Raw genomic sequence first — 23,161 nt, 5'->3', positions numbered from 1 at the left:
GCGTGTGATGTAGTAACAATCCCAGTAACGATATATTTGCGTCAAGTATAGCGTGAACTGCGTCATATGTCAACGCTTTCAACGGTCAGACATGAGGAAGTTACAGGAATCCTGCAACTTCCTCATGCTTGGAAGCAGCTGCGCTCAAAACAATGAGATTACTTGTCTCCCAACGCTGTACCGCCAGAGGCAATGACATTTTTATACCATTCGAAGCTTTTCTTTTTGATCCGAGTCAACTCGCCATTACCTTCATTGTCACGATCCACATAGATGTAACCGTAACGTTTTCTCATCTCCCCGGAAGAGGCACTGACAATATCAATCGGCCCCCAGCTCGTATAACCGATGATATTACAGCCATCCTGAATGGCTTCACCCATCTCAGCTACATGGCGCTTCAAATAATCGATTCGGTACGAGTCGTCGATTTCACCTTCAGCGCTCACCTCATCGTGTGCACCAAAGCCGTTTTCCACCACAAACAGCGGTTTCTGATAACGGTCTTGTAGCTGATTCGCCGTAATACGGAAACCTTTGGGATCAATCGTCCATCCCCACTCCGATTTTGCCAAGTATGGATTGGCTATGGAGCCGAACACGTTGCCACTGGTCATATTTTTGTTCACTTCAGGATCTGTGCTGGTTGTCCGACTTGAATAATAGCTGAATCCGATGTAGTCTACCGTGTGATTTCGCAAAATGTCAGCATCCTGCGGCTCCATTACAATGTTCAAGTTGTGATCCTTGAAGAAACGTTTGGCATAACCCGGGTACTCCCCTCGTGATTGCACGTCGATGAAGAAATAGGACTCTCTGTCCTTCTCCATCCCCTGGAATACATCTTCCGGATTGCATGTGTATGGGTAGAAGCTACCTGCTGCGAGCATACAGCCAATCATGGCATCAGGGATGATTTTATGGCAAGCTTTAACGGCAAGCGCACTTGCAACGAGTTGATGATGTGCCGCTTGATATTGAATTTCTTTGATGTTGTCACCTTCGTTGAACGCCAGTCCTGCACCAAGGAAAGGAAGATGAAGCAGCATATTGATCTCGTTGAACGTCATCCAGTATTTCACCTTGTCTTTGTAACGGGTAAATACCGTTATAGCGTAGGTTTCAAACAAATCCACCAATTTGCGGCTTCTCCAGCTTCCATATTTCTCAATCAGATGTACAGGCACATCGAAGTGTGCCAGCGTAACCACAGGTTGAATTCCATGTTTCAAGAGTTCATCAAATAGATCGTCGTAAAATTGTAAACCCGCTTCATTCGGTTCTGCGTCCTCACCCGTCGGGAAAATCCGTGCCCAAGCGATCGATACACGTAATGCTTTGAACCCCATTTCGGCGAAAAGAGCGATATCATGCGGGTATCTATGATAGAAATCAATCGCTTCATGTGACGGGTAAAACTCGCTAGCGAGCGGTGTGAATGCTGGCACATTTCCTTTCATAATGCTTCTACGGTTTTCACCCGTTGGCAGCAGGTCAACGATGCTCAGCCCTTTACCACCTTCAAGATATGCTCCCTCTGCCTGATTGGCCGCAATCGCTCCACCCCACAGAAAGTTCTCAGGAAATTTAAATGTTGTCATTTGTATTCTCCTTTCAAATATGTAACTCCATGATCCGCCCCTTTTCTGCCCTCCAGATCTGCCACATGGAAAATAGAAAAAACCCGAACCAGCCTGTATACACGGTAACGTGTATCACAAGCCAGCTCAGGTTATGCCCGTATTCGGTAACATTCCCAGAAAACATTATGCGGATTAGATAAAACATTACCAAGAAACAGGAAATATGTCAACGCACGCGATTGAATTTGACATACTTATTGGCTTATTTAAGGGGTGTTTTTTCATGTCTGCACCATTTCTCATATACTTATAATCTGTAAAACGTGGCACAATTATCACCAAAAATCAGTTGCCGCTCCGCTTCTGGCAAGCTCTGAACATGCGTTTGCAACAGATTGAAAACCTGTGCATATGTACCAGCTACGGTGCATACCGGCCAGTCCGATCCATACATCACTCGCTTTGGTCCAAAGGCTTGAAGCACGGTATCAATATAAGGGGCAAAGTCCTCCTGTGTCCACTTATTCCAATCTGCTTCGGTGACCATGCCAGATAATTTGCAATAGACATTTGGATATGCCGCAATCGCTTTCATGGTTTCCTTCCAAGGTGAACTGATTCCAGCCTTAATGGCCGGTTTAGCCAGATGGTCAATGACAAAGCGCTGCTGTGGAAACTTCTGAACCAATTCTACGGCATAAGGAAGTTGCTCCTTCGATACGAGCAAATCGTAGGCTAGATCGTGCTGTTGTAGCAAGGCAATCCCTCGTTGAAAATCCTTACGCAACACGAACTTTACATCAGGTTCGTCCTGTATCACATGGCGCACGCCCTTCAGCCAAGGGTTAGCCGCAAATTTTTCTAGTTGAGATGAGGCTTCCTCAGAACAGAGATCTACCCAGCCAACCACGCCTTTAATGAAATCATGCTTGTCTGCGAGTTCGAGCAGCCACTCGGTTTCTTCAAGACTTTGTCGTGCCTGCACAGCTACACAGCCCGAGACGCCAGAATCCGAAAGGATTGGCTCTAGGTCTTCCGGCAGAAATGAACGCTGAATCACACTCATCTCTTCACCGATCCATCCATAATCACGAATGTTATAATTCCAAAAATGTTGATGTGCATCGAGTTTCATCATAAGTGCCCTCCTGTGTTGTCCACGGTAGTTCAGTGTACTACATTCATATAAATATAAATCAAATGCAGCAGATAAGCACTAATTTTCGAATGAATTTTATTCCAATTGTAATGGTATTTCCTTCCTGTCGACTGTGATATATTTACTGTTCAGAAAACGCTTTCAGTATTTTAGCTTCATCATCTTGATTTTAAAAAAGGAGATGTTATTGATGCCAAAAAAACGAAAGTCCATCCTCACAATCACCGTAGCCGCGGCCTTGGTTCTGTCTATGTTCTCTGCCGCCATGGCCTCTGCCGCTACAGGACCCCACGAGCCTGACAGCAAACCAGCCCCCGTAAGTAAAATGCAAACCTATGTCAATGCGATGGAACCAGGCTGGAATCTGGGTAACTCGCTGGATGCAGTCGGGGATGATGAGACGGCTTGGGGAAACCCACGCATTACGAAAGAGCTGATACAATCGATAGCCGATGAAGGGTACAAAAGCATTCGTATACCCGTTACCTGGGAAGCGCACATTGGTGACAAACCGGATTACAACATTGACGAGGCTTACATAAATCGGGTTCATGAGGTCGTAGGCTGGGCGCTTGATGCCGATCTCTATGTCATGATCAATCTGCATCATGATTCCTGGCGCTGGATCAGCACCATGGAGAAAGACTATGATCACGTTCTTGCGCGCTACAATGCCATTTGGACACAGATTGCAAACAAGTTCAAGGATGCACCCGAGAAACTGATGTTCGAAAGTGTCAATGAACCCCGCTTCACCGAAGGTGGCACTACGAATGCAGACACGGGATACCGAATGCTGAATACGTTGAATACTTCTTTTCATCATATCGTAAGATCTTCCGGCGGAAATAACGATACCCGTCCACTTGTACTGCCTACCATGCATACTTCGTCGGCTCAGCCTGATCTGGATGCGTTGAATCAGACGATTCAAAAGCTGGATGATCCTAATCTCATCGCTACCGTACATTATTACGGCTTCTGGCCTTTCAGCGTGAACATTGCGGGATTTACCAAATTCAACGATGAAGTGCAAAAGGACGTTACCAACACGTTTGACCGCGTTCACGATGCCTTTACAGCCAAAGGTATTCCAGTCATCATCGGTGAGTACGGTTTGCTCGGATTTGACCAGCATACAGGTGTGATTGAACAAGGTGAGAAATTGAAATTTTTTGAATTCGTTGGACATTACTCACGTCAAAAACAGATGACCACCATGCTTTGGGACAACGGACAACATTTTGGACGCACTAGCTATACTTGGTCAGATCAACAACTGTTTGATATGATCCGGGCGAGCTGGAGCGGGCGTTCATCCACCGCAGAGACTGATCAAGTATATCTGAAACAACATGAACCCATGCAGGATGTAAAAATCAATCTGCATTTGAATGAAAACCGCTTCTTTTCTCTGAAAAATGGCATAACTCCACTTCTACGAGGTAAAGATTACACGATTCGAAACGGTGTGCTCACTTTAAAATCAGGCCTGCTCTCCCGATTAACTGCTGAAAGCAAGCTAGGGGTAAATGCTACATTGACAGCCGGGTTCAGTGCAGGTGCAGACTGGACGTTGCATATTATTCAATACAACACACCTGTTTTAAATGACGCGCAGGGTACAACTAGCACTTTCGCTATTCCCGTCACTTTTGGTGGCGATCAGCTCGCAACGATGGAAGCGACCTATGCCAATGGAGAAAATGCTGGCCCTCAGAATTGGACGTCATTTAAGGAATTCGCCTATACGTTTAGCCCGGATTATGATGGCAATGTCATTGAGCTTAAACCTAACTTTTTCAACGAAACCAAAGACGGCGAAATCCACCTCAAGTTCCATTTCTGGAGTGGTACTGTGATTGAATATACCCTTACGAAAAAAGGCACAAGCGTTAAGGGTTCATCCTCCTGATCTGCGCACAACATTAGGTTGAATAACGTACAAGTCAACCTTCATACCTTGATTGTAATGAGGATGAGGAGGAATTGACATGTTCAAACGTGTAGATCGTCTTGCCATTGAATTGCCTATATCGAATAATCCGGACCCGAACGGAGCCAGTGCCGTGCAGGAATTGCTTGGTGGAAAATATGGCGAGATGTCAACGCTGAACAATTACATGTATCAGTCGTTTAACTTCAGAGGCAGATCCAAGCTACGTCCCTTCTATGACATTGTTGCCAGTATTACGGCAGAAGAATTCGGTCATGTCGAACTTGTCGCGAACACGATTAATTTGATGCTCGAAGGCTCAACGTCACCTGGCGAACCAGACTCCACACCGCTTCGCATAGCCAAGGATTTACGTATGACTTCACATTTTATAGAATCCGCACAGACGGCACTACCCTATGATTCCATGGGAAGACCCTGGAATGGCTCGTATGTATTTAGCAGTGGTAACTTGATTTTAGATCTGCTACACAACTTCTTCCTGGAATGTGGCGCAAGAACACACAAAATGAGAGTGTACGAAATGACCGATAACAATACGGCTCGTGAGATGACGGGTTATCTGCTTGTCCGGGGCGGTGTACACATTCTGGCATACGCCAAAGCACTGGAGATTGCAACGGGGGTTGATGTGACGAAGCTGATTCCCATCCCCTCTCTTGACAACAAAGCGTTTGAGACTACCCGCAAATGGGAAGCGATGGGTGAACAACGACGATTGTACACGTTCAGTGACAAGGATTATCAGCAGATTGCCCAGATATGGAAAGGTGTGCATCCTACCGACGGAGGTAAACTGGAGGCCTTTGCAGGTTTACCGGGTTACGGAGGTCCCATTCCCGAGCTTCCTGATCTGCCGGAAGAATTTGCTCCTGGTATATCCCCGGAAGACTTTCTCCAGATTGCAGAACGACTTAAGCGGAATGCCGGATTATAACAGGATTAGAAAAAGGGAAACCGGGTGTATCCACCCGTTTTCCCTTGATTTTTGTAGCTCTTGTTTTACATGATATTTCCTATTGTGGCTCCGTAAACTCTATCGTCAGTATCTTTTTCTCATTCGCCTGCACGATTCCGCTTGTTATCGCTCTCACAGAAGCAATAGACTCGTTCCCGCTCGGGATCAGCACAGGAGTAATCAACGGCAGTCCAACCTCCTCGATGATATCCATATCAAATTCAATGAGCAGTTGTCCGGCAAGTACGGAATCCCCACTTTTCACATAAGTAACAAAACCTTTTCCTTTCAGACCGACGGTATTGATACCGATATGAACCAGCAGTTGAACTCCTGTCTCGTGCTCCAAAATAACCGCATGTTTACTCTTATCCATGACATGGGCAACAACGCCATCAAACGGAGCGTACACTTTGCCTTCGGAAGGCTCGATGGCGAAGCCCTCTCCCATATGTTTTTCCGCAAATGCCGGATCAGGCACCTGCTCCAGTTCAACGAGTGTACCATGGATCGGGGATGCGATCTCCAGCTGTTTCACTTTGGGACGAGATGCGGCATTGAGCGATTCCGTTACCGATGCAGATGCAGAAGAAGCTAAGCCCGATACGGATGACGCAGACGTTGTTTCCACAGATGAACCGTTGCCGGATTCTGCTTCAATCGGTTGATCTTTATAACCGAAGAACCATGTCAGTGCAAAAGCAATCGCCATAGCCGTTACGTTGGACAAAATGTATAAAGGCAATTGACTGTTCAGATACAGAAGTGTTCCGGGAATTACCGTCACGGCCATGCCCGTACCTTGCAGATGGAAGAGCGAAGCGATGAAACCACCAACGGCTCCCCCGATCAGACCCATCACAAATGGTTTCATATAACGTAGATTCACACCAAAGATGGCGGGTTCAGTGATACCGAGAAATGCCGATAACGATGAGGGAAGCGCGAGTGCCTTGAGCTTCATATTTTTAGTTTTCAGACCCACCGCAAGACATGCCGCTCCCTGTGCAGCCATCGCACATGTGATAATCGCATTAAACGGATTGAAGCCCGTTTTTTCAAGCAATTGAATCTCCAGAAAGTTAAAGATATGATGTACACCCGTAACCACAATGATCTGATGGAAGAATCCAATAATAATGCCTGCGATTCCGTAAGGCAGATCGAGTACAGCCGTTGTGCCATGCAGAACCCACTCTTCAAGGGAGTGAAATACAGGACCAATAGCGAATAGTCCAAGTGTAATCATCACCGTTAGCGTAATGAATGGAGTCAAAATCAAATCCAGTGCCTCAGGCACACGTCTACGCAATACTTTTTCAAACTTTGCACCGAGTAAACCTACAAAAAAGGCAGGCAGTACCGATCCCTGATACCCTACGACGGGGATAAACCCGAACATATGCAAGGGTTGCGCCGAGCCATCAGCTACAGCATAAGCATTGGGAAGCGCTGGATTCACCAGCATCAGACCAAGTACAATCCCGAGCACAGGGCTCCCGCCGAATACGCGGAATGCAGACCAGGCAACAAGTGCAGGCAGAAATGCAAAAGCCGTATCCGTTAGAATCTGCGTGAAGAGCAGAAAATTTGGCGATATGTCATCAGGTGTTGCGCCGAACCATGCCAGAATTTCATTTTGCGTAAGCAGACCGCGCAGACCCATGAACAGCCCTGTCGCTACCAGCACAGGAATAATCGGAACAAAGACGTCACCAAATGTGCGAATAGCCCGCTGGAATGCATTGCCTTCCTTTTTTCCCTGACTCTTCACGTCTTCTTTCGATGTCCCTTCAATTCCCTGCTTCTCAACCTCTTCAAAAATTCGATTGACCGTACCTGTGCCGAAAATAATCTGATATTGTCCCGAATTGAAAAAGGCACCCTTCACCTTGTCGATGTTCTCGACTTGCTTCTGATCAATCTTCTCTTTATCCTTCACCATGATGCGAAGCCGTGTCGCACAATGTGCAAAGGAGGCGATATTATCTTTTCCCCCGACGGCCTGGATGACCTCTTTGGCAATGCGCCCGTTATCCGACATGTTGTCTCATCCCTCTCTCATTCAATCTAAACATTCCACATGACTGCTTTGAAATCCGCCTTGCCTCCGTGTGCAAAAAATCGAATATCCGTACTATCCCGGCTTGGGAAGATTCGGCTGGTGAAGACTTCCTGTCCATCGTTGACAAATATCTCGACCGAAGATGAATCCACGAACATATGCAGCTTGATTACGGCATCTACATCTATATCTTCATTCAAAGTAAAGGTGCGAATGGTACCACTCGCTTCGGACAGTGCCGCACCGGACTGACTGCGATCCAACATAAGTTTGCGTTGCAGGCGATCATACTGAATGACCGTTTTCTCCGTATCACTTGCCCGAAACTCAATCCCCACAAGGTTTGCATCGTTCTGGCTAATCTCACATTGGAGTTCGTAAGCGATACCATGAAAGTCTGCAAAGGATCGGATTTCATTGCGAAGCGAGTCCTGCGTCCGAATACCTTGCTGATTCTTGCGCAGTTGAGCCATTTCAGGAACGGGTTGCTGAATAAGCTTGCCACCTTGAATCGATAATTGCCGTGGAACCGTTAAACAATGGGCCCAGCCACTGTCATCTGTGGGATACGCCAGATCAGGAAGTCCCATCCATGCAACCAGGATTCGTCTTCCGTCTGGGGAGTGCATCGTTTGCGGCGCATAAAAATCAAAGCCGCGATCCAGCTCCTCAAACTTCCCATGTGTGAATTCTCTCGTCTCCAGGTTCAGAGGTTCACCAATGAGGTATCCCGATTGATAAATGTTTTGGTAGCGTTCTGATTCGGCCGGAATGCCTTGCGGTGAGAAGATGAGTACTCCCTGGCCTTCCAACTCCAGATAGTCGGGGCATTCCCACATGTATCCGAAGGAAGACAATGTTGTGCCGATCTCCCCAAGAAACTGCCAATGTTTCAAATCTACCGACCGATAAAGCACCGCGCATCCCGTCTCATCCGTACGCTGGGCTCCAATGACACCATAATAGACATCTTCGTGCTGCCACACCTTCGGATCTCGGAAATGTTCGGTATATCCAGTCGGTACGTCAGAAATGACTGGATGCTCGAATTTTGTGACTACATTATCTTTATCCATGAACGCCAAGCACTGGTACGGATGTCTGATCCAGTTCCGATCCCGCGTATTGCCTGTGTAAATCAGGTTTAACATGCCATCTTTTTCAATCGCACTTCCGGAATACGCTCCATGAGAGTCGTAAGAACTCCCTGGTTCAATGGCTATACCAACATTCTCCCAGTTCACCAAATTACTCGAACGGGTATGATACCAGTACTTCATGCCGTGCTCCGTTCCAAGAGGGAACCATTGATAAAACAGATGGTAATAACCTTCATAGTAGGAAAATCCGTTCGGATCGTTAAGCAGACCGGTTACGGGCTGAATATGATAACTCTGTCTCCACGGACATGCAGCGATCTTAGCTTCCAGCGTGGCAATCTCTCCCGGTTCTGCTTGCTCAATCCGCCGATAGAGCTGCTCTCTTGTCATTTTCATACGTCATATCAATCTCCAATCATGATGCAAAATCAGCAGTTCCACCTTTAAAGGAACCGGTTCCAAAGCGGACAAAAAAATAATTCCATACAACCATTGTTGCTGACCGGTGTCATCATTCTCGAACTAAAAACTGGAATGGAACCGGTTCGATGGAATTATCATAAAGGATCGATTTATATTTTGTCAACGCTTTCTCGGGGAATTAATTCAACATCCATGACGGTGTGCTGACTTACACTCTCCCCTTTAACCAGCTTGCTAATATGACTTGCGGCGAGTTTTCCGGCCTGCAAATAATGATATTTTACCGTAGTCAATGTCGGGTGGATCATTTCAGTAATATCGTATCCGCCGAACCCGGCTACTGACATTTGCTGCGGGATGCGAACTTTTTGAAAGGACGCGGTTTTCATGACACCCATCGCGATATTATCTGTCGCTGCAACGATAAGAGAGGGTCTGTTTTCTTGCAAAATCTCCGCTGCCGTAAGCGCTGCTTCTGACATTTTGAAGCTCGTTTCATAATACCTCACCGTGCAATCACTGCACTCGTCAATGGCACGTCGAAATCCTTGTTTACGATGGATACCTACAGCCTGGTCCTTCTCGCTTACTCCCATGTACACGATGTCCCGGTGTCCTTGTTCCACAACATATTTGCCCATGAGATACCCGGCTTGTTCGTCGTTGTGAATGAGACTATGCAGTAACTCATGCTGCTGTCCTACCAGTAACACCGGAATCCGAATGTCTTCTATGGCCTTCAGGTGTGCATCGGTCACTTCAGCGGCAAGAAGAATGATTCCGGATACTTTTTGTCTGGCAAAATCATAAATGGCATCAATCTCACGCTGCATGTCCTGGCTCGTGTTCGCAATGAGCATCTGATATTGCAGCCCTCTTAGCTCCTCATCAATGCCGATCAGTGTCTGTGATGTCGCATAGGAATCCAGCCTTGGAACCACTGTACCGATAATGCTGGTCTTTTTGGCTTTGAGACTCTGTGCAAAGGTATTCGGAACATAATTATATTGCTTAATAATACGCTCAATCTTTTGACGGGTATCCTCGCTGACTGAGCCACCATTCAGGAAACGGGACACGGTACTCTTCGCCACGCCTGCCATTTGAGCGATATCTGAAATCGTTTTATTCATATGAAACTCCTCTAGTGTCAATAAAATCATTCATTTATGTATTATAACTCGAATCGCAAACCTCAGCGAATATGAGTAGAATAACATAGCAAAAAAAGCCCGGTTCACGCAGAAGCTCACGACGTCGTATGCTCCATGCGAATTGAACCGAACTTGGCAAATTCATTTTGTAAACACATAAGTTTAAAGACATTAATCAAGAATAATTTTTCGTTCTGCCTGCGCACATTTAGTTCAAACCTCGATAATAATCGGTAAAATCATCGGCCGCCGCTTGGTTTGTGCATAAATGTAGTGACCAATCTCATCCTTCAGCTTCCGTTTGATCACATTCCACTGATTGACCCCGGCACCCGTTAATTCATCCATACGGTTAACTACCCGTTCATGAATCTCCTTCATGAATTGTTCCGAGTCCTTCACAAAAACAAAACCTCGGGAGATGATCTCCGGGGAGGCAACCATTTGTTTTTCTGTTTTGCTAAGCGTGGTTACAATGACCAGCATCCCATCCGATGATAGCTGCCTGCGATCCCGAAGCACCACATTGCCGACGTCACCAATAATAAGCCCGTCCACCAAGCTGTTACCTGAGGCAATCTTCGGACCCAATGAAGCTGTTCCGTCTCTGTATTCCACCATATCTCCGTTATTAACGATAAACACATGACTTTGCTCAATCCCGACAGATTCCGCAAGCAACCTGTGCTGATACAACATTCGGAATTCACCGTGAATGGGTACCAAATAATCCGGCTTCATCAGTGTAAGCATCAGCTTCAGCTCTTCCTGACTGCCATGTCCCGATACGTGCATTCCTGCCGCTCCGCTGGAGCCATAAATTACACGAGCGCCCAGAACATACAAGTTGTCGATGACATGGGCGAGGTTTCTTTCGTTACCAGGAATTGCTCCTGCGGCAATGATGACCGTATCTCCCGATTCAATGCTTACTTGAGGATGTTTTCCGGCAGCTAACCGTGACAATGCCGCCATAGCCTCTCCCTGACTTCCCGTACATAACACAACGACCTGCTCTCGCGGAAACTGTCCTGAATCAGCGGCCTCGATCAATAGTCCGTCCGGAACGTCGAGATAACCGAGTTCACTTGCAACATTCACGACGTTAATCATGCTTCGTCCAAGCAGTGCAAGCTTGCGGCCTGTCTGAAACGCAGCATTCACGATCTGTTGAACTCTGCTGATATTGGATGCGAAGGTAGAGATAAACACTTTTTGCTTGGCACGAATAAAGGCATCCAGAATATGATCCCCGACAACACGTTCTGAAGGAGTAAAACCCGGTCTTTCGGCATTGGTACTCTCGGAAAGAAGCACATGCACCCCTTGTTTCCCAATCTCAGCCATGCGGTGCAAGTCCGGGAAAGGACCGTTTACAGGGGACATATCAAATTTGAAGTCGCCCGTGTGCACCACATTGCCTGCCGGCGTTTGAAAGAAAATACCCAGACAGTCCGGGATACTGTGACTCGTTGCAAAAAATGAAACGTCGATACTTCCTAGCGTGATCTGAGAGTTTGCATCAATGGTGTGCAGATCCGATTGGCGCAGCAAGTTATGCTCTCTCAATTTTAACTCAATTAGACCTCGTGTTAGCCTGGAAGCGTAGACGGGGATATTGATTTGTTTTAAAAGATACGGAATTCCACCAATATGGTCTTCATGTCCATGCGTGACAACAAGGGCCTTTACTTTATCCTGATTTTCGAGCAAATACGTCACATCCGGCACGATGAGATCAATGCCCGGCATCGTTTCATCGGGAAACTTCGAACCACAGTCAATCACAATGATGTCTTGATCATATTGAATCAAATACATGTTTTTACCGATTTCATTCACACCGCCAAGTGCAGCTATATATAGTTTGTCATGAGCAAACTTCAAAATGCTTTCACCCTCCTCTGTATGGTGATCCTCAATTTCTTCTTGTGTATTCCTAGTATGGAAAGAAACGCTTTGGTTATGCACAAGTATGTATGTATACCAAAAAACCACATACGGAAATTTTCATTCCGCAGTGGCTCATTCACAAAATTACCCTTTTTTAAAATTCCAATATATTACTTTTTTATCCCAGAAATGATATAATCATTACAAAATAAGGGGGGGTGAAAATATGAAAAAGAAATTGACTCTACTTGGATTGATTGCTGTCTTAACTCTTTCTATGTCCTCGCTGATCTCTGCTGCACCTTCAGAACCAGTAGGTCCTCAATGGACTTGCCCGCTTCCGCATAAGGCTTGCCCGGAACCTTATTAATACATTTTAAGTTAGCTGGCTAGGATTACTAGCCAGCTATTCTATTTCGCAATATTTTACCTAGATTGAAGTATATCCTGCTCGTAGGACTTAACCTCCTTAATCCACTGTTCACGAACAGGCACACCTTGCTGAGCACAATAGTAGTCCCATACTGCGCCAAATGGATAGGATTTGAACTCCTCCGTCAAAGCCAGGCGTGTCGTGTAATCTCCAGCCAGTTCCGCCTGTTTTAAAGCTTCTACCGGTTCCAGCATGGCTCGCAGCAAAGCTTTAATTGTATTGCGGGTACCAACTACCCATGCCGCCACACGGTTAATACTGGCGTCAAAGAAGTCCAGCCCGATGTGGGTTGTGCCGAGAAGTTCGTGACGCACCAATTCACGGGCAATTTCAAGCAATTCGTCATCCATAATAACAACATGATCGCTATCCCAGCGCATTGGACGGCTAACATGGAGCAAGATTCCACTCGTAAATAATGCGAGAGAGGACAGCTTGTTAGATATCACTTCTGTTGGATGAAAATGGCCGGCATCCAGGCAGATTAACGTATCATTTTGCAAACCGTATCCCATATAAAACTCATGTGAACCGACAACGTACGCTTCCGAACCAAGACCAAACAGCTTGCTTTCAACCGCATCCAGATTATGCTTCGGATTCAGCGGTTCTGCGAATACTTCGTCCAAGGAGTCCTTCAAACGTTTGCGGGGAGCCATCCGGTCAACAGGGTTGTCCTTGAATCCATCCGGCACCCATACGTTGGTCACACAGGCTTGGCCCAATTGTTCGCCGAAATACGCACCAATTCGCCGTGAAGCTTTGCAGTGATCAATCCAGAATTTGCGAATCGCCGGGTCAGGATGACTGAGAGTGAAGCCGTCGCTTGATTTTTCATGTGAGAAACACGTTGGGTTGAAGTCCAGTCCAAGCCCGTGCTCTTTCGCCCACTTCACCCAATTTTCGTAATGTCTTGGCTCAATCTGATCCAGTTCCACTTGTTCGTCTGTATCCGCATAGATCGCGTGCAAATTGACTTTATGTTTACCGGGAATGAGTGCAAAAGCCTTCTCCAGATCCGCACGAAGCTCCGCAGGGGTTGTTGCTGCGCCCGGATAGTTTCCCGTAACCGATATACCACCCGTCAGTTCACCTTCCTGGTTGAGGAAACCCCTGACATCATCTCCTTGCCAGCAGTGCACGGATACTTTAATATCTGCAAGCTTATTTAATACATCATCTGTATTGATGCCGTGTTGTGCATACAAAGTCTTCGCAGCTTGATACGCTTGTTCCACTTGATTTTGCATCGATCTAACCTCCCTTAACGTGTAAATGCCGCTGGTACACCACCATCAATGGTCAGCATACACCCTGTCGTTTTCTCCGATTTCGATGAAGCGAAGAAGGCAATACCTTCCGCGATATCTCTCGGATAGATGTTAACGAGCAGCGTTGTGCGTTTGCGATAATAATCTTCCAATTGATCCGGTTCAATGCCATATGCGGCCGCACGTTCGTTCCTCCATGATCCGTTCCAGATCGCGGAACCTTGCAGAATCGCATCCGGTAATATGGTATTAACGCGAATGCCATATTCGCCACCTTCCGCTGCAATGCAACGAGCCAGATGGGCTTCGAGCGCCTTGGCCGAGCTGTAAGCAGAAGCGCTTTTACCTGCATATACCGAGTTTTTTGATCCGATGAAGACCATACTTCCGCCGATGGCCTGCTCCTTCATCAATTTGAACGCTTCGCGAGCGACCAGAAAATACCCTGTGCCCAGTACACTCATATTCAGATTCCATTCCTTCAATGAAGTTTCATCAAATGGACTGGATGTGGCCAGGCCCGCATTATTCACGATGATATCCACACCACCGTATTGCAGAGCTGTTTCCGCATAGGCCGCCTGCACCGCTTCTTCGTCTGTTACGTCCATCTTGAGTGCGTATGCACGATTGGCACCATATTGATCGTTAATTTCCTGTGCTACCTTCTGCGCGCCTTCCAAATTTAGATCTGCAAGCACAACATGGGCGCCTTCCGAAACGAGTCTGCGTGCTGTTTCACTACCGATACCGCCTGCCCCGCCCGTAATAAAGGCTACTTTGCGAGAAAACTCCGTCTCTGCAGGAGCCAGCGACAATTTATATAACTCCAGCGGCCAGTATTCCACATTGTAAGATTCATTCGCACTGAGCGAAACGAATTTACCGAGGCTTGTTGCCCCGCGCATAACCGCAATCGCCCGATGGTAGAGCGCACCGCTGACTTGGGACAACGCCCAGCTTTTGCCGGTATTAATCATCCCTACGCCCGGAATGAGAATAACACGAGGAGCGGCTTCGAACATTACGTCGCCTTCATTTTTATTCTCCTCAAAATATTGCTTGTATTGCTCTTTGTACGTAGCAATGCCTTCCGCCAGCTTGGCTTTCAGTCCGTCTATATCATCCGCATTCGGCGTCCAGTCAATGAACAGCGGCACCACTTTGGTATGCACCAGATGATCCGGACAAGCCGCGCCAACCTGAGATAACTGCGGTGAGTCTGCTCCACCTGCAAAAGCAAGTACATCCTCCTGATCGTCAAAGGACAAAATCATTTTTTTGCTGTCCGACACCGCTCCGCGAATGATTGGCATCACCCGAGCAGCAATCTGACGACGAACTTCAGCAGGAAGTGCAGGATGCTTCACGCCGCCAAACAGATTAGCTTCATTGAGACGTGCCTCGATGAATGCTTCCGCTTCATTAATGATTTTGATCGTCTGAGCGTAACATTCCTCAGAGGTCTCTCCCCAAGTCACCAGACCATGTTTCTCCATGAGCACCAGCTCGGCATTCGGATTTGCGGATACGCTTTCAGCAATCATTTTGGAGAGTGTAAAACCTGGACGCACATAAGGAACCCATACAAAACGGTCTCCATATATTTCACGTGCCAGCTCTTTCCCGTTATCCGCGCAACAGAGGCTGATAATTGCATCCGGGTGAGTGTGATCTACATGTTTGTAAGGCAGGAACGCATGTAGGAGCGTTTCAATGGAAGCACGCGGATGTTTCGCATCAATCATGCAATGCCCAAGATATTCAACCATCTCTTCATCCGACATGGAGTCACGTTCCATGAGCGGGCCGATATCCTCAAGCGCCAGTCCGGTAAAATGCTTTGCTTCCATGGAACCGAGATCCGATCCGCTCCCTTTCACATACATGACTTCGACATCACGACCGCGAAAATCCTTTACTGTTGTTTTAGTAGATGTGTTCCCCCCATAAATATTGCAAACCCGACGATCCGTTCCGATCAGATTAGAGCGGTAGACCAATTGTTCAAGCCCTGTTGTTTTCTCTGATGCATTCGCTTCATTCCATAAACTCTGTACCATTTGTTCCCCTCCGATAATGTTTGTTTTCTTCCTTATTTGAGTTTATCATCTTTGTTTTGTTTTGAAAACAAATATTTTATTAACAAAAACAGAAAAAATACAAAGAATACAGAAGGAAACGAAGCGGCATGAACATTCATCGCATATTACTTGAATGAACAGTACGTACGGTGTTAGCACCGTTATTCGTTATAGCGGGTGACAGCAAAAAGACCTTCACTCCATACGGGCAGAGTAAAAGTCTTTGAAATATAATCTCAGGAAAGCTTTATAGCTACCCGGTAATGCGGCACCATTCGAATGTTCTCGAACCTGCCCAGTTCTACACCGTGGAACCTCTCTACATACGCTTGATTCACAAAATGCTCTGTCTTTCCCTTACGAAGAGGTGTTATTAATAACCTCAGGGCGTGGTCATGTAACAAATGCCGGGATTGCTTCAGTCCAATGTTCCATGTGTGACCATACTGGATATGATCCGTCAATAACTGTTGATGAATGTAGGCTGCTGCAACATCCCCTTCATAATCAATCTCTACAAACAGGTCATGTACCTGTTTAGGCCAGCACGTATCTATTTTTAAAGAAGCAGCATGCTCTTGCGGATAATTGATCTCCACTTCCGGCTGATATACAGGTACCTGTAAAGTATAGGTTACAAACCACCGTTGCAGCTGCATCCGGGAGATGATTGTATATTCAGGGGCTATGATCCTCTCAGGTGCAGGATATATGGAAACCTCGATCTCATTCTGTCCAACAGACGTGCTTATCAACTGCTTATTTTGTTGGTATATGTGACTGCTACTGATCACCAATCTTTTTTCTCCGTCTAGTTCAAAAAGATAACTTCGCAGTGCTTCCTCACGCGTTAACGTAACGATACGAATCACTTTCCCATCCACCGTGCTAACACTAAAGCCGTCATTTTTGCCAGCCACCGGATGAAGCACGTACTTTCCATCCTGTTCACGGACTGTACCTGCTGTCAGTTGCACACTTGCTACAGAGGATGCATCAATTACATATTCTGGAGCCATGCCTTCATGAGCATAAAAGACACCCGTAAGCTCCTCTTTTACCAGAAATTTAGTCAGAGGTTGAACTGTAGCACTTATGAGCTTTATCCCCCCAAGATTCAGATGAAAAGGCAGGATTACTGCTTTGCCAGAATTCAATTGCATGGTGCCCTCCTCATGAGGAAACATCGCATTTCCTTGAGAGGTTAGAAGCTCCAGTCGAATGTCACGCGCCGGCATATGAATATGATCCTGATAGTTATTCATAAAAAGAAACCCTGCTCCTGACCGCTGGCGGACCGACCAACGCAGATCCATCGTATTTTCTGGCACAATAGTCAACTGATCCTCAGAAATGACGCACCCCATCGGTGCCAACTGCTCCCCATATGCATCCAGGAACATAGACAAACTTCGGATTCGATCATACGATTCTCCGATACGTCCAAACTCTCCAATGGGTGCTTGATAGTCGTACGTCACCTTCGGTAATCCACGTTCGTTCATGTAGGTTTTGTTACCAATGGGATTGGAACCTCCATGATACATGTAATAGCCCACCATATTACTACCATTCGCCAGCTTGACAATGGTCATCGCCTCCACACTGTCTGCCTCGACCACAGGGCGGGCTTGATAACTAACCTGCATTCCGCCGGCAAGTTCACAATAGGCCGCTGGGTAGTGTTTACTATCATAATCCAGTTCTTCTGCCGGATTTAGATGCAAGTCACGAAACAGATACTCCCCGCTGGGTGGCTGATTAGGTACCCAAGGGGTATAAGCATATCCTGCAAGCATTGGTAACGTACCCTGCGCAGGAACTGCCGCTTTCCCCCAAGCCGTCGCCGTGTAAAACATCGGTTTCATGCCCGCGTTTTCCGCGATACGGCGAAGCCGCTCCATATGTTCTTTTCCGTCACGTCCCGAAGAGATATATCTATCCTGCGAATAACCCCACGAATCCATTGGCGCACCAGCATGCATATATTCATTCTCCAGCTGGATACCGATAATCGGGCCACCATTTTGATAAAAACAGCCTTCAATCTGACGTGTAATCTCCTGATACAACCGTTCCGCATAGAATAAATACCCCTCGTCATTAGAACGGACCTCAAATGCATAGTTGAACAGCCAATCCGGCAAACCGCCATTCCGAACTTCTCCGTGACAGAACGGACCAATCCGAAGAATTAACGCCAGCTCATGTTTACTACATAGATCCACAAACTGCCGCAAATTCAAGTTTCCCGACCAGTTGAACACGCCCTCCTGCTCCTCATGGAAATTCCAAAAGATATAGGTTGCTACGATATGCACTCCCCCTGCTTTCATCTTCAACAATTCTTCCTCCCACTGAAGATAGACAAATCTGGAGAAATGAAATTCCCCGACGACCGGAATATGCGGTTTACCGTTATGCATCATATAAAAATTGGTGAAATCATAGGATTCTCCGCGCGTGTTGTAACCTCCATAGCCTTCCATGTGGCCAGGTTGGATCAGTTTATCCTCGGCTTCCAATGTGAAGCGAATACAACGATGTGAACAAAACTTGTCATTTGGTTCGTTGATGTGCTCACACATATCCGCGTTTATTGTATCTTTCATATTAGGAGATCAACTCTTTCTTCAATAGAATAGGCAGGATGTTACGATGTGAAAAATCCAATTTAAAGCCCTTTCGCCAACAGCAAAAACGCCTGCTGGTGATTTGCATTGTTTTCCAGCACTTGCCGCAATTCCTGTGATGCTTCTTGCTTCTTACCCAGACCAAGGAGGCCTAATGCCCGCATATAATGGCAGTGCTCTTTATTTCGCTGATCCAGATCATCATCGAATACGAGGAAGTCTGGCAAAGATACGGCAAAATAATCGATCTGAACATGGTCAAACATATGTCGCTCGGCGTAATCAATCAGCTTATTAAATCGTCTGCTTGCTTCCTGGATATGATTAAGCTTCTGCCAGGCAAGTCCCTGATAAAATATAGATTCTGGTGGTTGGTCGTTATAAAACATCGCACTCGCAGGTTCACGCAAACCTGAACAAGCCCTGCGGAAGCTCTCTTCAGCGGCAACAGTCTGCTGCATCTGTTCATATGCACAGCCCAAAACATAATAAAGTGCATTGTCTGCGCTGCCTTCAAGCTTGCCTTCCCCCAGATTTTCAGGATACTTCTGAGCCCGAAGCAACAATTCTATAGCTTCTTCTGTATGTTTTTCCGTGAGTTTTTGCTTAGCAAGTTCCGTCAGGGCCATCACATACTGCCCCGTAACTTTACCTTCTCCGCCCTCCCATGGATGAAACGTTCTTGTTTGCAGGGCATTGAACGCCTCCTGATGATGACTTAACATATTCAACAACGTAACCCGTTCGATGTATAAGTCATCCCGTTGATGTACCAGCTCCATGTGAGCCTCAAACCGCTGCAATCGTTCTGCTGGAGGGCATCCCAGCTTCTTCTGTAATTGATCCAACTCGTAGAATACACGCGCATCCTGCGGCTCCAGCCGAAATGCTTCCTCCAGCGAGATCAACGCTTGATCAGGCTGATTCATCTTGTTGTAATAAGCCAGACCTAGATTTCGGTGTACTGTAGGGAAAGCCGGGTTTATTTTACAAGACATCTCCCAGTGGTTTATCGCATCCTCGTAACGTTTGTGGTCGTAGAGCCAGTTACCCATATAATAATGCGCATGTGCATCGTCCGGGTCCGCTTCAAGCGCATCTTGAAGAATCATGCATTCGAACGGTGTATTCGGAAAACAATATTCCGTCCCTGCGGCACTCGCCTCTGCCTGACATTGAGATGCCTGATCCAGTTGATCCAACTGCCGATACAGAAATGCCTGAGCATAACCAAGCATCGGGTATGGTCTGGTCCAATCGGATTTTATTGTGGAAAGTACACTTCGTGCTTCCTCCCACATGCCACTTTCTGCATAATCTGCAGCCAAGTGCAAGTAATTGTGGACATCCCCGCTCATTATCAGCAAGAAATACTCCTTCGCCTGCTCCGCAGACAATAACATCAGTTCATATGCCGTCCCATATTCCATCGGGTCCATATCCAGCGTTTCACGAGCAAACTCAATGGCTTGCGAGTGACACCCCGTTTTTCGAAGCAATGATGTCTTCAAGTGACGTGCTTTGAGATTTCTGCTGTTTCGAATTAGCGCACATTCAATGTGTTCGAGTGCCTGTGCGTACTGATCCTGAGCTATATCCATCTGGGCGAGAGTGAAATATCCGATATCCTGAAACTGTGCGGACCAAACGGCTTTATATATTGCATCATAGGCTTCTTTCATCTTTCCTTGAAGCTTCAAACTCAAACCAAGCTGGTAATAAGCTTCACTATCATACGGATTGGTATTTTTCCATGTGAGGGACTGAACGGCCTGTCTGAAATGAGTCTCTGCCTCCTGAAATAGGCATCTTCGTAAAAGTAAAGTTCCATATGCAACATTCAGGCGGATATCGGTACGATCACGTTTCAGTCCTTCTAGATAATATAATTCCGGTTCGTAGGTTGCATGTCGGTACTGCTCCAGATGAAGGCCTGCGAGATAGAGCTGTTCGTTGGTCTGGATCTCTGAGGGGAGTGGCAGCGGCTTCGCAGGATCAGGCACTTCCTGATTGCGGGTCTGTTCTGGCTGGTACGCCACAAGTACTCTTCCCTCTTTCGTACATACACTCAGCTGTAATTGATGCCATTCTTCCTCTCCATTCCATGGGAATGTGCCTGTATATGATTGTGTTGGCGAGATATCACATGTGTCTTCAAAATAAGTCCCTGCAACACCCTTCACTTGAATAGAGACTTGCTCGTAAATAGCTGTCGCGTAAACCAGAATCTTGGCCGTTCCCGTGTGCTTATCCAGCGCAAAATTAACTGTTGCTTCAATCGTTGCATTTTTTATTACACCCACATCTTTGTAAGGCATGAAATATTGAGTAAACGATTTGCTCTCATATGGCTGTAGCCAACTAAAATCAGGCTGATTATCCGTAAAAATACCTGTCATCAGTTCAATGTACGGCCCATCTTCATCCGTCAATTGCCTGTCCCATGCTTTTCCGAAATCCCCATTACCCCAGGTCCATTGTTTCTTGCCTGGTGAGATATGATGATTGGCAACATGTAACAGTCCTGCCTGTAAACGATGATCATACCCACCTACAAAGTTATATTCGGACTTGTATGCCATGTAGGAAGTAGGCACCGGAATATTCTTGTACCGTGAAATATCCACCCCCTCCGAATAATCCATCTTATAATACGTTCCTGTAGCAATGGGAAATCGGGAAACGTCACGTTTCCCATGATCCATTACGGCGTTTACGTCTGGTGGAAACACAGATTGTGTATCATCGTTCACAGCGACCGCTGGATTAGCCCACCATAGAAACGTCTGGGGTTGACTTGTCCGATTGTATACTTGGGAATGAATCTCCAGATAAGCTCTCCCGGGATACAAAGTAAAACCCGTCGTCACCTTGGTACCGTACATGCGATCGATCTCACCCACCCATACGGTAGCGCTTCCGTCCTTATTGCTACTATAAGTGCAATCTACTTTGCCAAATGTGTTTGGTCGATGGTGCTGTGGCCAGTTGAACTCAATGCCTCCTGATATCCAAGGCCCAGCAAGACCAACCAAAGCAGGTTTGATCACTCGGTTGTAATAGACGAAATCATACTGGTTTGTCAGATCCAGCGCACGATAGATACGGCCACCGAGTTCTGGCATGATCTCAATGCGGATATATTCGTTTTCAAGAATAATCAATCGATACGATTGCAGTCTCGCCTCATTCTCGATTCGATCAATGACGGGATAAGGATATACCTTACCCGAACTGCCCTGATAGATTCGTTTTTCAAGAAACATTGGATTTCTATCGGGTTTACCTGTGCCATACGTTGGAATGTCCCTATTCTCTTCCCAGATCCGAACGGACGTCTCTGCGCTAACCTGCTTCAATTCCAAATTCGCTCACTCCTTGCTTCGAGATAGGATGATCATACGCTTAGATCAGCGAGACTGACATTGACATTTAACGGTTATTGATGGACGATCTTCGGATCATAACTGGAATGTTGCATGGCAAAAAGAGTATCCGGTCACCTCTGATTCCAGTGACCTGATACTCTTTTTCTGTCGACATTAGATTATGTCTTCAATTACTGAATACGCATTACATATATTCTTACCTTTCTACTCCGTTTACTTGCGTCTGGCAAAGTCCACAAATGTGAATTTGTCCGGTCGATGCCGGGATTCCGTATACTGGAACTGACTAGTATCTTCTAGATACACCTGACTTCTCACGACAACAACGTTGTGAAAACCGTCAAGATCCAGTAACTCGCGATCCTCAGCCGTAGGCTCCTCCACCAAAATTTCTTTCTTGGCATAAGAAATCGATAGCCCAAGCTTCTGTTCAATATACTCATAGATGGAGTCATTACAGATTTCCTGATTCAGCCCCGGAATTAAGCGCTGACTGATGTAGTCTTTATCGAGAATGACATGTTCTCCATCCACAATGCGAACTCGATTGATCTGCCACACTTGTTCATTCAGACCAAAGCTGGTCTTTTGGCTGAGCGCCTGATCCACCCCTTGTTCCTCAAACAGCTTCACAACCGTTTGTGCGCGGTGTCCCATTTTTTGTGCGAGCTCCTTAAAGCTAACGAGACCTGACACGGGAAAATCAATTTTACGGATATCCAGTACAATGGATCCCTTACCCTGAATCTTCTGAATATAACCTTCTTCATATAGCATTTTCAGTGCTTTACGTATCGTTTCTCTGGATGTTTGATACCGTTCTGATAAATCCAGCTCTGATTGAAGCAGTGTGCCCGCTTCGATGTCTCCGTTCCGAATACGTCCAGCGATATCTTCGTATATTCGGATAAATTTATTATTCATTTTTCATCACCATAGTTCATTACCCTTTTTATGTCATATTAGCAACTTATATAAACTGAACTAAAGATATTTATCTGTAAATTAATAGTCCAAAGTATATACAGTAATTACACCAATAATAACATTAAATCCAAT

Annotated in this window: 14 protein-coding genes; 3 read left to right on the top strand and 11 right to left on the bottom strand. The window is 46.2% G+C overall.

Annotated features, from left to right (window positions below):
- Window positions 1–158: 158 nt before the first annotated feature.
- Window positions 159–1,601, bottom strand: a complete 1,443-nt coding sequence (locus tag FS818_RS05790; RefSeq protein WP_145330428.1) for a 6-phospho-beta-glucosidase — start codon at window positions 1,599–1,601, stop codon at window positions 159–161.
- 289 nt (window positions 1,602–1,890) lie between these two features.
- On the bottom strand, window positions 1,891–2,718 hold the full coding sequence (locus FS818_RS05785; RefSeq protein ID WP_145330426.1) for an amidohydrolase family protein: 828 nt from the start codon (window positions 2,716–2,718) through the stop codon (window positions 1,891–1,893).
- Window positions 2,719–2,929: 211 nt separating this feature from the next.
- On the opposite strand from FS818_RS05785, the gene FS818_RS05780 reads away from it, so the two are divergent.
- Together FS818_RS05780 and FS818_RS05775 are read left to right on the top strand one after the other, a co-directional pair.
- Window positions 2,930–4,657, top strand: a complete 1,728-nt coding sequence (locus FS818_RS05780) for a cellulase family glycosylhydrolase (protein ID WP_145330424.1) — start codon at window positions 2,930–2,932, stop codon at window positions 4,655–4,657.
- A gap of 79 nt (window positions 4,658–4,736) precedes the next feature.
- Window positions 4,737–5,636 (top strand): manganese catalase family protein, encoded by a 900-nt coding sequence (locus FS818_RS05775; RefSeq protein WP_090924024.1) that lies wholly within the window; start codon window positions 4,737–4,739, stop codon window positions 5,634–5,636.
- A 79-nt stretch (window positions 5,637–5,715) separates the two neighbouring features.
- Here FS818_RS05775 and FS818_RS05770 read toward each other — a convergent pair whose 3' ends face one another.
- The 4 genes from FS818_RS05770 to FS818_RS05755 all read right to left on the bottom strand — a co-directional run bounded on the left by FS818_RS05770 (window position 5,716) and on the right by FS818_RS05755 (window position 12,286).
- Window positions 5,716–7,701, bottom strand: a complete 1,986-nt coding sequence (locus tag FS818_RS05770; RefSeq protein WP_145330422.1) for a sucrose-specific PTS transporter subunit IIBC — start codon at window positions 7,699–7,701, stop codon at window positions 5,716–5,718.
- Window positions 7,702–7,727: 26 nt separating this feature from the next.
- Window positions 7,728–9,218 (bottom strand): glycoside hydrolase family 32 protein, encoded by a 1,491-nt coding sequence (locus tag FS818_RS05765; protein WP_145330420.1) that lies wholly within the window; start codon window positions 9,216–9,218, stop codon window positions 7,728–7,730.
- 176 nt (window positions 9,219–9,394) lie between these two features.
- A complete protein-coding gene (locus FS818_RS05760; protein ID WP_145330418.1) occupies window positions 9,395–10,378 on the bottom strand; it encodes a LacI family DNA-binding transcriptional regulator in 984 nt (327 codons plus the stop codon).
- 234 nt (window positions 10,379–10,612) lie between these two features.
- Window positions 10,613–12,286, bottom strand: coding sequence for a ribonuclease J (locus tag FS818_RS05755; protein WP_145330416.1), 1,674 nt, complete (start codon window positions 12,284–12,286; stop codon window positions 10,613–10,615).
- A gap of 232 nt (window positions 12,287–12,518) precedes the next feature.
- On the opposite strand from FS818_RS05755, the gene FS818_RS28700 reads away from it, so the two are divergent.
- The gene (locus FS818_RS28700; protein ID WP_186331595.1) at window positions 12,519–12,662 is read left to right on the top strand and encodes a hypothetical protein; all 144 of its coding nucleotides are present in this window, start codon (window positions 12,519–12,521) and stop codon (window positions 12,660–12,662) included.
- Window positions 12,663–12,718: 56 nt separating this feature from the next.
- Here FS818_RS28700 and rhaA read toward each other — a convergent pair whose 3' ends face one another.
- The 5 genes from rhaA to treR all read right to left on the bottom strand — a co-directional run bounded on the left by rhaA (window position 12,719) and on the right by treR (window position 23,026).
- Window positions 12,719–13,975 (bottom strand): L-rhamnose isomerase, encoded by a 1,257-nt coding sequence (rhaA, locus tag FS818_RS05750; protein WP_145330414.1) that lies wholly within the window; start codon window positions 13,973–13,975, stop codon window positions 12,719–12,721.
- 14 nt (window positions 13,976–13,989) lie between these two features.
- On the bottom strand, window positions 13,990–16,059 hold the full coding sequence (locus FS818_RS05745) for a bifunctional aldolase/short-chain dehydrogenase (RefSeq protein WP_145330412.1): 2,070 nt from the start codon (window positions 16,057–16,059) through the stop codon (window positions 13,990–13,992).
- A gap of 257 nt (window positions 16,060–16,316) precedes the next feature.
- Window positions 16,317–18,692, bottom strand: coding sequence for a beta-galactosidase (locus FS818_RS05740; RefSeq protein WP_260989791.1), 2,376 nt, complete (start codon window positions 18,690–18,692; stop codon window positions 16,317–16,319).
- A gap of 62 nt (window positions 18,693–18,754) precedes the next feature.
- Window positions 18,755–22,078 carry a DUF5107 domain-containing protein gene (locus FS818_RS05735; protein ID WP_397351716.1) on the bottom strand — a complete coding sequence of 1,108 codons (3,324 nt, stop codon included), beginning with the start codon at window positions 22,076–22,078 and terminating at the stop codon, window positions 18,755–18,757.
- A gap of 237 nt (window positions 22,079–22,315) precedes the next feature.
- Window positions 22,316–23,026 (bottom strand): trehalose operon repressor, encoded by a 711-nt coding sequence (gene treR / locus FS818_RS05730; protein WP_145330410.1) that lies wholly within the window; start codon window positions 23,024–23,026, stop codon window positions 22,316–22,318.
- Window positions 23,027–23,161: the final 135 nt, after the last annotated feature.

The sequence above is a fragment of the Paenibacillus xylanexedens genome (genome assembly GCF_007680605.1).
GTDB classification, from domain to species: domain Bacteria; phylum Bacillota; class Bacilli; order Paenibacillales; family Paenibacillaceae; genus Paenibacillus; species Paenibacillus xylanexedens_B.
The sequence above is the reverse complement of the archived record's forward strand: the minus strand, read 5'-3'. Positions and strand labels throughout refer to the sequence as shown.